Genomic DNA, 14,334 nt, shown 5'->3' with positions numbered 1-14,334 from the left:
CCCCAATGATAGCGATTTTTGGGGTTATTGGAAGCTCCCATAAGACATTAATTTTTGATAGCGAGTTTGAATATAGTCTGTGTCATTTTTGATTTCTTTAAGAGTATTTAAAAAATATTCTTTTATGGCATTAGCAGCACCTTCTTTGTCTCTGTGTGCGCCAATTAGGGGCTCTTTAATAACAGAATCAATAAGCCCTGCACTTTTTAAATCTTCGGGGGTGATTTTAAGCGCTTGTGTGGCATTTTCTATTTTGTTTGGATCATTCCATAAAATTGCCGCACAGCCCTCTGGAGAGATTACGCTAAAGACAGAGTATTCCATCATTGCCAACCTATCGGCTACTCCTATGGCTAAAGCGCCACCACTCCCTCCTTCTCCAATAACAATGGCGATGGTTGGGGTTTTGAGTTGGCTAAATTCTTGTAAATTTTTTGCAATTGCCTCGCTTTGCCCTCTCTCTTCTGCGCCGATTCCAGGGTAGGCTCCAGGAGTGTCAATAAACATTAAAAGAGGAATTTGGAATTTTTCTGCCATTTTTGCTGCACGTAATGCCTTTCTGTATCCTTCTGGATTTGGCATTCCAAAGTTTCTTTGGATTTTATTTTTAGTTCCTCTCCCCTTTTCTTCGCCAATGATCATAACTTTTTGTTCTTCGATTTTTCCCAGAAAACAAACAATGGCATTATCATCGCTAAAATGTCTATCACCATGAATCTCCATGTAATCTTTCAGAATCAAATGGATATAATCCATCGCATAGGGTCTATCAGGATGCCTTGCAAGTTGGAGTTTTTGGTAATCTGAAAGATGAGAATAGACTTTATCGACTTCTTTTTCCAAGTCTTTTTTGAGAATCTCTATGGCGTGCATATCATTTTTCAGTTGAGCAGTTGCAATGTTTTCTTGTAAAGTTTTGATTTTTACTTCAAAGTCTAAATAGGTAGCCACTTGCTTTTACACTCTCTTAAAAATAACAACACCATTAGTTCCGCCAAAACCAAAGGAATTGCTCATAATGACATCTATTTTTACTTCTCTTGCTGTGTTTGGTATATAATCTAGGTCGCAATCAGGATCCTTTGTGGTTTGGTTAATCGTTGGTGGTAAGATACCCTTTTGCATTGCCATAATTGAAATGACTGCTTCTAATCCGCCAGCTGCACCTAAGCAATGCCCAATTTGTCCTTTTGTAGAGCTAACAGGTGGAACAGAGCCATTAAAGACTTTTTTGAGTGCTAGGGTTTCATAATAATCATTGTATTTGGTGCTAGTTCCATGAGCGTTGATATAACCAATTTCTGTATTTGCCATTTTGAGTGCTGCTTTCATAGCGCGATAGGCTCCCTCTCCTTCAGGAGCGGGTGTAGTGATGTGATTTGCATCTCCACTTTCACCAAAGCCAACTAATTCGGCATAGATTTTTGCCCCTCTAGCTTTGGCGCTTTCGTAGTCTTCTAGCACAAGCGCAGCCGCTCCCTCTCCCATTACAAAACCACTTCTTTCTGCATCAAAAGGGCGTGAAGCCAATTGAGGCTCATCGTTTCTATCACATAGGGCTTTCATTGCTGCAAACCCTCCAATTCCAACTCCGCAAATAGCAGATTCAGCGGCAACTACAAGCATTCTATCAGCTTCATTGAGCATAATAGTCTTTCCTGCCTCTATGATTCCGTGCGTTCCAGCAGCACAAGCCGTTACACTTGCTAAGTTTGGACCTTTGAGAGAAAAATCAATTGAAATAAAACCGCCTAGCATATTTACAAGGGCTGAGGGAATAAAGAAAGGGGAGATTCTTTTAGGTCCGCGTTCAAAATTAATTACAGAGTTTTTTTCAATATTACCCAATCCCCCAATTCCAGATGCAGAACTAATTCCAAATCTCTCTCCATCTACTAATAGATTGTTTTGAGAATCAACTAAGCCACTATCTTCCATTGCTTCTTTAGAAGCTTTGATTCCAAGTTGGATAAATCTATCAGCCTTTTTAACTTCTTTTGCATCCATTACGCTATTTGGATCAAAATCTGTGATTTCTGCAGCAATCTTTACAGGAAATTCAGATACATCAAAAGAGGAGATTGTTTTAATTCCACATTTTCCTTCAACAATAGCTCTAAAAGAATCCTCTCTGTTTAAACCCAAAGAATTAATCATTCCTATACCTGTAACCACTACTCTTCGCATTTTTGATCCTTAACAATAAAATTTTGTATGCCAAAAGGCATACTTTAGATTATGCTTTTGCTTTTTCGATATAAGCGACAATATCACCCACAGTTGAGATTTTTTCTGCATCTTCATCAGGCACATTAATATCAAATTTTTCTTCTAATGCCATAACAAGCTCAACAACATCCAAAGAATCAGCACCTAAATCATCTACGAATTTTGATTCTGGCTTTACTTCTCCCTCATTTACATTAAGTTGCTCTACTACAACTGCCTTTACTTCATCGAATAATGCCATCGTATTCTCCTTAAAAAAATCATAAATCGCTATTCTAGCTAAGTTTTTCTTAAAAAAAGCAATTTTTACATATATAATCCGCCATTTACCTTTAAAACTTCGCCTGTAACATAGCTAGAATATTCAGAAAGCAAGAAAGCAACAGCACCAGCAACTTCTTTTCCGCTTCCAAATCTGCCAAGTGGAATATTAGCAGCATAAGCTTGTTTGATTTCTTCTTTTAATCCCTCTGTCATATCACTTTGGATAAATCCTGGAGTAATGCAGTTAAAGCGAATAGCCTTGCTTCCACCTTCTTTGGCAAAAGATTTTGTCATTGCAATCATTCCACCTTTGCTTGCAGCGTAGTTGCATTGCCCGATGTTACCGATTTCTCCGATGATTGAAGAGATATTGACCACACTTCCATAGCCCTGCTTTCGCATAATCTTTAGGGCTTCCCTGCAACCAATGAAGCTTGAAGTAAGATTGGCTTCTAAAACTCCATTAAATTCTTCTGTTTTCATTCGCATAGAGAGCTTATCATTGGTGATACCAGCATTATTCACAAGGTAGCTTAATTCACCATCACTGCTTAAAATAGCTTCAATGCCTGCGATAAATTCTTCCTCTTTGGTTGCATCAAATCTAATCACAGCAGCCTTGCCACCACTTGATTCAATTTGACTTTTAAGCAAATCAGCAAGTTCAGGTTTGGAGCGATAATTAATCCATACCTTTAAGCCCATTTGAGCTAAAAGCTTTGCAATTTCTGCGCCAATGCCTTTACTTGCACCTGTAATTAAAACATTTTTTCCACGAAATTCCATTTATATTCCTTGGTTGATTGATAATTTGTTAATTCTAGAATTATACATAAAATCAAGCATTTTTTACTTCATAGGTTAAAAAGATTTTTTGACTTTTTTTGTAAGGTTTTGTTTGAATCTCTAGCAATTTTAGTCCTTGAATCTCCATATTTTCCAAATCTTCAAGAGAAGCAAGGGTGTTTTTAGCACACTCTCTTAGCAAGATTCCGCGATAATGTTTAGCATAGTGGCTAATTACTTTACCATTTTTAATAAAAAGTGGCTCATAAATTAAGAAATCTTTGGGCAATTCTAAGCATTTTTGATAAAATCCGGCGCGTAAATCTAACACTTCTTTGTCTTTTTTGAGAAAATGTAAGAAAATTTCTTGATTATCGTGATAGAATTTTTTAGTTTCAAATCTCAAAAATCCTTCGCCCTGTTTTAAATCATAGTATGGAATCTTATCATTAGCCCTTAAAATCCCAAAAAGATTAGAAAAAATTAAAACTTTCTCATTGAGATAATTTTGGGATTTTTTATTCAAAGTTTTGAAATCTAAGGCATTGTAGGCAACGCCATTATAGCGCAGGATAGAATCAACAAGTGGTGATGTAAAAAGATTCTGTGCTAGAGCAAGTTCATCTAGGTTAATTTGTTTGGTGCCAAAAAGCTTTTGCAGTGAGGATTCATTACTAGTCTTAAGATAATGGGTATATTGCTGTAAAATTTCTTGGAGATTCTGTGCCAAAAAATTTTTATAAAATCCCTCTATGCTTGGGATTTCAGTGGTATGATGAAGGTGTTTTTTTTCACTAGGAGAAAATAAAAACCACATTCTATAACTTTTTAGAAGCTAAGAAATTGGAGTTTCTTAGCAACTATAAGTTGTTAGAAATTCAAATGGGTGCGGTCGTCCTTCCCATGGCCAAATTTCTGTTTCAAATTTGTATTTTTTATAGGTTTGGATAAACTCTTCACTAAAGACTCCGCCCTCTTTTAGATAATTTCTATCTAGCAACATTTCTTCAACAGCGTGGCGTAAAGTGTGTGGAAGTTGTTTGATACCTTTTTCGCGGATTTCATCAAGTGTGAGTTCAAAAAGATTTACTTCCATAGGTTTTCCTGGATCACTTTGCTTTTGGATTCCATCGATTCCTGCCATAAGTAGGGAAGCAAAAGCAAGGTAAGGATTGCTAGAGCTATCAGGGAATCTAAATTCCATTCGCTTTGCTTTTTCTCCACTATTGTAAGGGATTCTTATGCTTGCACTGCGGTTTTGTGCAGAATAAGTAAGAATTGATGGTGCTTCAAAACCGGGTATTAAGCGTTTATAAGAGTTAGTGCTTGCGTTGGTAAAAGCAGCTAATCCGCGTGCGTGGTTTAATACTCCACCTAAGAAATGTAGTGCCATTTCGCTCAAACCTTCATAAGCATTCCCCGCAAAGAGATTTCTGCCTTCTTTCCAAATGCTAATGTGTGTGTGCATTCCGCTACCATTGTCATTATAAAGTGGTTTTGGCATAAAGGTTGCTGTTTTGCCATTTAGGTGAGCGACCATTTTGACAACATATTTAAGCTTTTGAACATTATCAGCAGCTTCAAGCATATCACCAAATTTAACTCCAATTTCACCTTGTCCTTGGGCAACTTCGTGATGCACTACAAAAGTTTCTAAGCCCACTTGATTGAGCACTTTTACCATTTCAGCGCGAATATCTACCATAGTATCTACAGGTGCTACAGGGAAGTATCCTCCTTTAGTCCCAGGGCGATGTCCCATATTAACACCCTCGAATTCCTTATCTCGATTCCACTCGCCCTCTTCTGTGTCAATTTCATAATATTGACAATTGACAGAATCTTTTATCTTAATGGAATCAAAAACAAAAAACTCATTTTCTGGTCCATAATAAGCCACATCACCAATTCCGGTTTCTTTGAGGTATTGCATCGCTCGTTTTACAATGCTTCTGGGGCATTTTTCATAGGGTTGATTTTTGTAAATGTCCCATACATCACAAAACACTACCATCGTAGTATCAGCGGTAAATGGATCGATAAAATATCGCACAGGATCAGGGATAAGAATCATATCGGATTTATCTACAGGTTGCCATGCTGGGATAGAACTGCCATCAAAAGGAATACCCTCAAAGCTACTCTCATCAATTGTGCTCGCACTAAATGAGAGATGGTGCCAAATTCCCTTAATATCGGTAAAACGGAAATCAATAAATTCAACTTCATTTTCTTTGCATTCTTTAAAGAACTGCGCTATGGCTTGCTTGTCGATTTGTGGTCGTTGCATAGTATTCCCTTCTTAAAATTTTTGTGTAATCTTAGCATTTTGAAGTTAAAGATTTTGTAAAATTTCACACTTTATTCACTTTTATTTGATAAGATTTTGCTAAAACTTCTAAGGAAAATTTTTGTCTAGGATTGTTACTATCATTTTTAGTTTTATTGTTTTTTGTGGATGTGCAGCCCAAGTGCCAAATCATCAAGAACTCACGCAAAAGATTCCTCAAAATTTTGCTAATCAAAAAATTATCGAGCAAATTGCATTTGCTATGCCAAGTAGCACGATTCTATCACCCAAAGAACAAATGCAAATTTTATTTGCAGATGAAGTTTTATGGGGGTTAATAGAAATTGCAATTAAGCAAAATATGGATTTACAGATCGCGCAAACAAGAATACTACAAGCCAGAAGTCAGCTAAAGAGTGCGTGGGGCGAAATGTTTCCACAAGTGAATGCAAATTTGAAAGTGAATGATAGCCATACGCGAGGAAGTTCTGTGAAAAATGGTGCAGTGGTAGAGACTTCAAATCAAAACACACAGATTCAAGCTACACTTTCTTGGGAAGTGGATTTGTTTGGACGTTTGAGTGCCGCTAAAAATGCCAAAGAATCATTGTATTATAAGAGTTTGGAGGATTTGTCTAATGCACAAATTATCTTGTTAGGCGATGTGGCGAATCTTTATTTTACGCTAAGGGAAATGTCTTTGAATATTCTGCTAACGCAAGAAAATATTTTGTATTATCAAGATATATTGGAACTCACACGCCTTAAAGTTGAAAATGGTTTGCTTGACACCACAGAGCTATTTGATGCGCAAGATATGCTTACAAATGAACAAAATATCCTTGAGCAACTCAAAAGCAAACAAGAGGAAACCAAAAATGCACTTTTGGTGTTATTAGATGTCAAGAATCTTGGTTTTAATTTGCTTGGAGATTATGTTTTTGTTTTGCCCAGCACTTTTGCTCTAAATACGATTCCGGCGGATGTTTTACTCTTTCGTCCTGATATTAAAGCTGCTATTCAAAGCCTTTATGCGCAAGTTTATAATAAAGAAAATGCTAAGGCAAGTTTATTTCCCATTTTATCTTTGAGCGCAAATTTGAGCGATGTTTTAGGATCTTCACAGGGTGAAGCAGGGAATTTGGCTTGGAGCTTGGCAGCAGGGCTTACAGCTCCGATTCTAAACCGCACACAATTAACGCAAAATTATTTTTTGCAAGATGCAATACTTCAAGAATCTTACCTAACCTTGCAGAAAACTCTCAATACCGCACTTGCCGAAGTTGAAAATGCGATTTTTAACACCCAAAGTTCTCAATTACAAGTTCAAAATAACACCCAAAGACTCCAAAATGCAAAAAGCTATTATGAGTTTTCTGCTAATAGGCGTTCTATAGGCTTGATTGATGAGCTAGAATATTTGACTAACAAGACTTCTTTAAATAATTCTCAAAAAAATCTTAATACTTCTAAAAATACGCACTTACAGGCTTTGGTTACTCTCTTTAAAGCATTTGGCGGGAATCTCTATTTAACAAAGGAAGCGCAATGACAAGCACACAAAGCATTTTAAACACCATTAACCCTAAAAAAAATTATAAAAAAATCTTTTTAGTTTGGGGGATTATTAGCGTCGTAGTGGCAATTTTAATAGCACTAATTTATTGGTGGAATACAAGGGAGCCAAGTATAAGCTATCAAACGCAAAAGGCTTTTATAGGCGATATTTCAAGCACTATTAGTGCTAATGGCACACTCTCGCCAACTAATGAAATCTCTATTGGTTCGGTTATTTCAGGAATTGTGCTTGAAGTGTTGGTTGATGTGAATGATAAAGTAAAAAAGGGTCAGATTCTAGCTAAGATTGATTCAGAGAGCATTGAGCAAGATCTTTATCGCTATCAAGCGCAGCTAGAGAGCGCTAAAGCTCAACTAAAAAGTGCGCAAGTAACGCTACAAGAGAAACAATGGCAATATAAGCAGTATCGAAATTTATACCAAAAAACCAAAGGCAAAACCCCTTCAATTTTGGAGTTAGAAACAGCAAAAACTGCTTACAATGAAGCTTTAAGCAATGTAGAGATTAGGAAAGCAAGTATTAAGGAGATTGAGACTTCTATTCGTTCTACCCAAGTGGATTTGCGAAATTCAAAAATTACAAGCCCCATAGATGGAGTAGTTTTGCAGCGTTCCATTGAGGTAGGACAGAGTGTGGCAGCTAGTTTTCAAGCACCAGAGTTTTTTATCATTGCAGAGAGTTTGGAAGAAATGGAGCTTAATGCAAGTATTTCTGAAGCAGATATTGGCAAAGTGAAAGTGGGGCAAAGTGTTGAGTTTAGTGTGGATTCCTACCCTGCTAAAACTTTTAAGGCAAAAGTAGATAGAGTGAATTATGGGGCTTCAAATACTTCAAGCTCCACTGCTTCGAGTTCAACTACTACGACAAGTAGTGGGATTGTAAGCTATGAAGCAAGAATCTATGTAAGTAATAAGGATTTGCTTTTGCGCCCAGGAATGAGTGCTACAGCTGATATTGAAGTAGCAAGTGCGAAAAATGCGCTTTTAGTTCCCTCTAGCGCATTGTATTTTACTCCCAAAATACAAGAAGTTACTCCTAAAAAATCCCCCTTTAATCCATTTGTTCAAATGCGTCCTAAGCACCAAAGACAAGTTGCAGCTAATAATGAAAGAAAAACAATAGGTTCTGTATGGATTTTAGAAAATGGAACACCTAAAAAAATAGAAGTAGAAACAGGGATTAGTGATGGACAAAGCACACAGATTTTAGGCGATTCTATTAAGCCAGATATGTTGGTGATTGTCGGACAAAAGCAGGGTAAATAAAGGCGGATAAATGAGTTTTATTACCCTAAGAGATATTCATAAAAGCTATGGCAAGCCACCTAATGTTTTTGAAGCTTTGCGCGGTGTGAATCTAGAAATTTCTCAAGGTGAATTTGTGGCTTTGATGGGTCCTAGTGGTAGTGGAAAATCCACTATGGCAAATATTTTGGGTTGTCTTGATAGTCCAAGTAGTGGAATCTATGATTTTTGTGGAGTTAATGTATGTGGATTAACACTCAAGCAAAAAGCAATTTTAAGGAGACATTATATTGGTTTTATTTTTCAGGGCTTTAATCTATTACCACGCACTACAGCTTTGGAAAATGTAGAATTACCCTTACTTTATCGTCAAGTTCCCAAAAAAGAGCGCATAAGATTATCTATGGAGGCTTTAGAGATGGTGGGTTTGGAGAAATGGTGCCACCATAGTAGCAATGAATTAAGTGGTGGTCAGCAACAGCGCGTTGCAATTGCAAGAGCAATTGCTTCCAAACCACTTTTTTTGTTAGCTGATGAGCCAACAGGTAATTTAGATACCAAAAGAAGTGTGGAAATTATGGAGATTCTATCGTGCTTAAATACTATGGCTCAAATTACAATTTTAATGGTAACTCACGAGCCAGATATGGCAAAATATGCTACGCGTGAAATTGTATTTTTAGATGGGCAAGTGCAATCTGATTCTAAAGAAAATTCTAAAAATAGTGATTTAAACAAATTGCATTCAAAGGAAGCTTGATGATTCTTAATGCATTTTTTTTAGCTTTTAGGCAGATTAAAAGGAATTTTTTGCGCGCAATTCTAACAATGCTTGGGGTGATTATTGGAGTGGGAGCAGTGATTATTATGATTACGCTTGGAAATGGCACAACTCAAGTTATTACAGAGAGAATGAGTAGTCTTGGAAGCAATATATTGCTTATTTTTCCAGCGCGAGATCAAACACCCGGTAAAGGTGGGCGAAAGCAGTTTATGCTTCAAGATGTTGAAGAATTAAAATTGCAAGTTGGGTATTTGACTCGCGCTATAGCTCCGCTATCTTCGGCAGGTGTTTTGGCGCAATTTCGCCAAAGCAACACGCAAACCCAAGCACAAGGAATCAATGCAGAATATTTTATAGCCACAGATTGGGGAATTGCAGAAGGCAGGAAGTTTAGCAAAGAAGAATATCGCGCAGGTAGCAATGTTTGTATGATTGGTGAGAGCGTTAGAAAAAATCTCTTTGGTGAAAGCAAGACTAATCCGCTTGGATCGCGTATTAGGCTTGGAAATATTGTGTGTGATTGCATTGGGGTTTTAAAAAGTAAAGGGCAGGGTGCTATGGGCAATGATCAAGATGATGTGATTTTGCTTCCTCTTAAGACTTACCAGCGCAGTATTTTAAAATCCGATTCGCTTTATAATATTAGTCGCCTTATGATTTCGCTAAAAGACGATGTGGATTCTACTGCTGCAGTTGGATTGATTACAGAAGCATTAAGGGGAATTAGAAACATTAGAGAAGGGCAGAAAAATGATTTTGAGATTATGGATACTAAGCAGATTATTGAAATGATGAAAAGCACAACAGCTAATCTTACATTATTCTTGGGTGCTATTGCAGGTGTTAGTTTGATTGTTGGGGGGATTGGTATTATGAATATTATGTTAGTCTCTGTAACAGAACGCACCAAAGAGATTGGGACAAGATTAGCCATTGGAGCCTTAGAGAGCGAGGTGTTGTTGCAGTTTTTAATTGAATCAGTAACGCTAAGTTCGTTAGGTGGATTTATTGGAATTATTCTAGCCTTTTTTGGTTCGCTTGGAATTTGTCATTTAATGAATATTCCATTTCATTTTGATTATGGTGTGGCTATGATTGCCTTTTTATTTTCGGCATTTATTGGTATTTTGTTTGGTTATCTCCCTGCTAGAAGAGCTTCAAGGCTTAATCCTATTGATGCGTTGAGACACGAGTAAAAAGCGTTATATTTTAGTAAGGGTTGGATTCCACGCTTTAGAGCTAATAATCACAAAATCTCCTACTTTGAATTCTTTGGATTCTTGGTTGGAGATGATAATTTTGGTAACTTCATTCCCAGCTAGAATACTTATGATGCACACAAGTCCGCTTGGCTTGATCTCTAAAATGGTTCCGCTATGGCGGAATTTTCCGCTTGGAATTTGGTTTAAAAATACTTTGCTTGGGCTACCTTGTTTGCTAATGATTCCATTTTCTAAATACACGACATATTGAGAGAGAAAAAACACTTCTCCAAAATTGTGGCTAACAAGAAAGGTTGTTAGGTTTAATTGTCGGTGAATTCCTAAAAGCTCTTCTTGAAGTTTTTGAGCCATTGCTGAATCAAGTGCAGAAAATGGTTCATCTAAAAGAAGTATTTTTGGATCCCTTACCAAAGCCCTTGCAAGAGCGACACGCTGTTGTTGTCCGCCACTTAACATAGAGGGTTTAAAGTTTTTTAGGTTTTGTAATTCGGTGATTTCTAGCAAAAAGTCAATGCGTTTTTTATCTCCACCCTTTGGCAAGGCAAAAAGGAGATTTTCAGAGACGCTCATATTGGGGAAAAGGGCGTAATCTTGAAAAACAAAGCCAACTTTTCGCTTTTGTGGAGGGAGATTGATTTTGTCTTTAGAACTAAACCAAATCTCATCTTGCACTTTAATTATTCCGCTATCTGGAGTAGTAAGACCGCATAAGATTCGTAATATAGTGGTTTTACCCGCTCCGCTTTTCCCAAAAAGTGTGATTAAATCTTGCATTTTAAATTCGCATTGCACTTTTAAGAGTAGCTCACCTTGAGTGCTGTGTAGTTTTTTGCAAAAATCTAAGTAGATCATCGTGTGTGCTTTTTGTTAAGATAAAATGTAAAAAGCAAGATGCAAAAAGTAATGACAAAAAGGCTTAATGCGTATTGATGCGCTAAGGCATAGTTAAGCGCCTCAACTTCATCATAGATGGCGATACTTGCTAGGCGCGTTTCTCCTGCAATATTTCCCCCTATCATCATTACAACACCAAATTCTCCAATGGTATGCGCAAAGGAGACCACAGTTCCAATTATAATAGAATTTTTCATATTTGGTAGTAAAACGCGATAGAGGATTTCAAGGCGATTCTTACCAAGGCTTAGCGCGGCTTCATAGAGTGATTTTGGAACACTAGAAAAGCCTGTTTGGATTGGATTTACCATAAAAGGCAAAGTAAAGAGAATTGAAGCAACAATTAAGCCCTCAAAGCTAAAAACAAGCTTGAGATTAAAGGTTTCTAATAAAAACTTTCCAAAGGTATTTTGTGGGCTAAAAAAAACAAGTAAATAAAATCCAAGCACACTTGGAGGAAGCACTAAGGGCATAGAAACAATGGCTTCCAAGAAAGGTATGATTTTGCTTTTACTAAAGGCAAGAAAATAGGCAATGGGAATTGAGATTAATAAAAGCAAAAAAGTTGTGATTAGCGAAACCTTAAAGGTTAGAATCATAGTTTGTGCGAAATCCATTAGGATATTCCTAGCAACATAATTTCATTTTCTGGGATATGCCAATAAACTTCACTGCCGATGTTTAAGCGATTTTTTGAGACAAATTCTAAATCTGTAAGCACCTGAATAATCCCATATTTTGCCGATGAAAACTCCAGAGAAATCCGTGCAAAAAGAGCATCGCTTTGGATTTCTAAAATTTTAGAGCAAAAGGTATTTTTTGCTCCCTCTAGTTTGAATGCTAGAATGACATTGGTTTCTTTGAAATTAATCTCTAGCTTTTTACCCAAAAGATCTTGTGATAATTCTTCTAACAACAAAAGCGATAATTCTTTGTCTTGACTTTGTAAAACTAATCTTGATATGCCATTGCTAGAATAAATTGCTTTTAGAGTGCCATTGAGATTATTCAATGGCATATCCAAATTGTATAAATTTATCTTTAGCAGGTTGGCTTAAGATATATTCTTTAAAAGCTTGGGCGAGCTTAGAATCTTTTCCATAATTTGGGATAACCAGGGCTTGACTAATGGGCTTATAAAGCTTTTCATTAATTGTAATAAAGCTCATTGTTGGAGTGTGGATTCCATTTTCCCCAAGCATAGATAGGGCGGTGAATCCCACTTCAGCATTTTGTGATTCTACATAGGTAGTGGCAGTTCCAATACTCTCTCCCATTACAAGCTTGTCTTGTATCTTCTGTAATATTCCTGTAGCCTCTAGTGCTTCCATACTTGCTCTACCATAAGGGGCTACTTTGGGATTTGGGATAGCAATGTGTAGGATTTTTGGATTTAGAATATCTGTGAATTTTGTAATTTTGAAATTTGAATTATTACTCCATAAGACAAGTTTTCCTTTGGCATAAATTTCTTCTTTTTGTGGAGCAAGTTTCTCAGCATAGAGTTTGGCGGGATAGCTCACATCAGCTGCCACAAAGAGATGAATGGGCGCACCATTTTTGATTTGCGCATAAGCCTTTCCACTAGAAGTATAGGAAATTTCTATTTTGTCATTTGGGCGATTTTTTAAAAATTCATTCTTAATATCCTCTAACACATATTTAAGTGAAGCAGCCCCTAAAACTCTAATTTGTTCTGCGTTGGCAAATTGTGCGCCAAACAACAATAAAGCCCCCATAAATACTATTTTTTTAAATCCTTTTAACATTTTCTCTCCTTTTTGTTTTTGAATTTTTGTTTAATTAAATTCCCAAAATAACATGATTTGCTTTGAAACCAAACCATACCTCTTTGCCTAAAGTTAGTTCTAACTCATCGCAAGATTCTTTTGTGATGATTGCACTTAAATAAGTGTCGCCGTGTTTGATTTGTATTTGCGTATTAACTTCTCCTTTGATTAGATTAGCTATTTCCCCTTTAATGCAATTTCTCATAGAACCTTTAGGTTGCTCATTAAAAACCACAATCCAATTAGCTTTAATAAGTGCATAGCAAGAATCGCCCACCTTTAAATTCATTTCTCTCAAAGATTCTAAAGTGATTATGCTAATAATACTTAATTCCCCTGCTTGAAGCGTTACTTCTGCATTAACGCTACCTAGTTTTATATGACTGATTTTTCCAAAAAATTGATTCCTTGCGCTTGTTTTAATCATAGGTCTCCTTGTTGTTTGTAGTTGTTTTTGTAAGCTAAAAGCTTCTTTAATTTTTAAGCTATTCCAAGCTTGCAAATCTTGTTCAAACATTTTTAGAAGTTCTTCATAAATATTTTCCATTTGCCTAAAGGCTTTAATGATTTCTAAGCCCTTTGGGGTAACGCTTGTGCCACCCCCATTTTTTCCACCAAGTGCAGAAATCACAATGGGTTCTTGGGAGAGTTTATTCATTGCATCAATGCAATCCCAAGCGGCTTTATAGCTCATTCTCATTTCTTTAGCCGCCTTTGAGATTGAACCACTTTTGTGGATTCTTTCTAAAAGTTCTACTTTTCCGTGCCCTATGAAATTTTTCCCATTTTCCTTGACCCAGATTCTACCTTCAACTTCCATCAGTTTTTGCCTTTATGATTTTATTTTGTGCATTATATTTTAAAATATATATATTGTCAATTAAGCGTATATCTTTGTAAAATTTGGTATTTTTTGTGATTTTTTTATAAAGTGCATTGTGATGGAGTTTTTATAATTTAAAGTAAAATGGAGGGCAAGATGGTAACACAACCATAATAAAACCACTAAATAAAAAAATAACAAATAAATGAAATTCATATTAAGGAGATTAAATTTAAGAGAATCTATTAATTCTAAGAGATTCTCCTTATTTTTTTAAATGATTTATTTTTGCTTATGGTACTTTGGTTTTTCTCTTGTTTTTTAAACCTCCAAACTAGCTAGAAATTAAAGATAATTTATTTCTAGCTAGTAACTTTTAAAACTTATACTTTATCCCCATATTTCCACTTAAGTAAGTTTCATTTTTA

15 protein-coding genes are annotated in these 14,334 nt (G+C 36.2%); 4 read left to right on the top strand and 11 right to left on the bottom strand.

Features of this window, described 5'->3' with window-relative positions:
* Positions 1 to 24: 24 nt before the first annotated feature.
* From accA to glnA, 6 genes are all read right to left on the bottom strand, one after another.
* Positions 25 to 951: an acetyl-CoA carboxylase carboxyl transferase subunit alpha gene (gene accA / locus CCY98_RS05525; protein WP_112057579.1), complete on the bottom strand. Its 927-nt coding sequence runs from the start codon at positions 949 to 951 to the stop codon at positions 25 to 27.
* A gap of 6 nt (positions 952 to 957) precedes the next feature.
* Entirely contained in the window at positions 958 to 2,187 is a 1,230-nt protein-coding gene (locus CCY98_RS05520) for a beta-ketoacyl-ACP synthase II (RefSeq protein ID WP_112057578.1), read from the bottom strand.
* A gap of 49 nt (positions 2,188 to 2,236) precedes the next feature.
* Positions 2,237 to 2,470 (bottom strand): acyl carrier protein, encoded by a 234-nt coding sequence (acpP, locus tag CCY98_RS05515; protein WP_006656108.1) that lies wholly within the window; start codon positions 2,468 to 2,470, stop codon positions 2,237 to 2,239.
* Between the two features lie 65 nt (positions 2,471 to 2,535).
* On the bottom strand, positions 2,536 to 3,279 hold the full coding sequence (fabG, locus tag CCY98_RS05510; protein WP_112057577.1) for a 3-oxoacyl-ACP reductase FabG: 744 nt from the start codon (positions 3,277 to 3,279) through the stop codon (positions 2,536 to 2,538).
* Between the two features lie 52 nt (positions 3,280 to 3,331).
* Positions 3,332 to 4,096: a YaaA family protein gene (locus CCY98_RS05505; protein WP_112057576.1), complete on the bottom strand. Its 765-nt coding sequence runs from the start codon at positions 4,094 to 4,096 to the stop codon at positions 3,332 to 3,334.
* 36 nt (positions 4,097 to 4,132) lie between these two features.
* Positions 4,133 to 5,569 (bottom strand): type I glutamate--ammonia ligase, encoded by a 1,437-nt coding sequence (glnA, locus tag CCY98_RS05500; RefSeq protein ID WP_112057575.1) that lies wholly within the window; start codon positions 5,567 to 5,569, stop codon positions 4,133 to 4,135.
* Between the two features lie 121 nt (positions 5,570 to 5,690).
* On the opposite strand from glnA, the gene CCY98_RS05495 reads away from it, so the two are divergent.
* From CCY98_RS05495 to CCY98_RS05480, 4 genes are read left to right on the top strand one after another with little or no spacing between them, the layout of a single operon-like run.
* Entirely contained in the window at positions 5,691 to 7,121 is a 1,431-nt protein-coding gene (locus CCY98_RS05495) for a TolC family protein (RefSeq protein ID WP_112057574.1), read from the top strand.
* Positions 7,118 to 8,413, top strand: a complete 1,296-nt coding sequence (locus tag CCY98_RS05490) for an efflux RND transporter periplasmic adaptor subunit (RefSeq protein WP_112057573.1) — start codon at positions 7,118 to 7,120, stop codon at positions 8,411 to 8,413. The genes CCY98_RS05495 and CCY98_RS05490 overlap by 4 nt, the downstream gene beginning before the upstream one ends.
* A gap of 10 nt (positions 8,414 to 8,423) precedes the next feature.
* Positions 8,424 to 9,152, top strand: a complete 729-nt coding sequence (locus tag CCY98_RS05485) for an ABC transporter ATP-binding protein (protein ID WP_112057572.1) — start codon at positions 8,424 to 8,426, stop codon at positions 9,150 to 9,152.
* Positions 9,152 to 10,372 (top strand): ABC transporter permease, encoded by a 1,221-nt coding sequence (locus tag CCY98_RS05480; protein WP_112057571.1) that lies wholly within the window; start codon positions 9,152 to 9,154, stop codon positions 10,370 to 10,372. The genes CCY98_RS05485 and CCY98_RS05480 overlap by 1 nt, the downstream gene beginning before the upstream one ends.
* A gap of 6 nt (positions 10,373 to 10,378) precedes the next feature.
* Here CCY98_RS05480 and CCY98_RS05475 read toward each other — a convergent pair whose 3' ends face one another.
* The 5 genes from CCY98_RS05475 to CCY98_RS05455 are packed head-to-tail and all read right to left on the bottom strand — an operon-like array spanning position 10,379 to position 13,903.
* Entirely contained in the window at positions 10,379 to 11,251 is an 873-nt protein-coding gene (locus tag CCY98_RS05475; protein WP_112057570.1) for an ATP-binding cassette domain-containing protein, read from the bottom strand.
* Positions 11,248 to 11,916 (bottom strand): molybdate ABC transporter permease subunit, encoded by a 669-nt coding sequence (modB, locus tag CCY98_RS05470; protein ID WP_220101899.1) that lies wholly within the window; start codon positions 11,914 to 11,916, stop codon positions 11,248 to 11,250. Before modB ends, CCY98_RS05475 begins: the two co-directional genes overlap by 4 nt.
* Entirely contained in the window at positions 11,910 to 12,311 is a 402-nt protein-coding gene (locus CCY98_RS05465) for a molybdate ABC transporter (protein WP_112057568.1), read from the bottom strand. Before CCY98_RS05465 ends, modB begins: the two co-directional genes overlap by 7 nt.
* The gene (modA, locus tag CCY98_RS05460) at positions 12,298 to 13,062 is read right to left on the bottom strand and encodes a molybdate ABC transporter substrate-binding protein (protein WP_112057567.1); all 765 of its coding nucleotides are present in this window, start codon (positions 13,060 to 13,062) and stop codon (positions 12,298 to 12,300) included. Before modA ends, CCY98_RS05465 begins: the two co-directional genes overlap by 14 nt.
* A gap of 34 nt (positions 13,063 to 13,096) precedes the next feature.
* On the bottom strand, positions 13,097 to 13,903 hold the full coding sequence (locus CCY98_RS05455) for a TOBE domain-containing protein (protein WP_112057566.1): 807 nt from the start codon (positions 13,901 to 13,903) through the stop codon (positions 13,097 to 13,099).
* Between the last annotated feature and the right edge of the window lie 431 nt (positions 13,904 to 14,334).

It is taken from the genome of Helicobacter sp. 11-8110, from assembly GCF_003288905.1.
GTDB classification, from domain to species: domain Bacteria; phylum Campylobacterota; class Campylobacteria; order Campylobacterales; family Helicobacteraceae; genus Helicobacter_D; species Helicobacter_D colisuis.
This window is presented reverse-complemented; position numbering and strand designations above follow the sequence as displayed.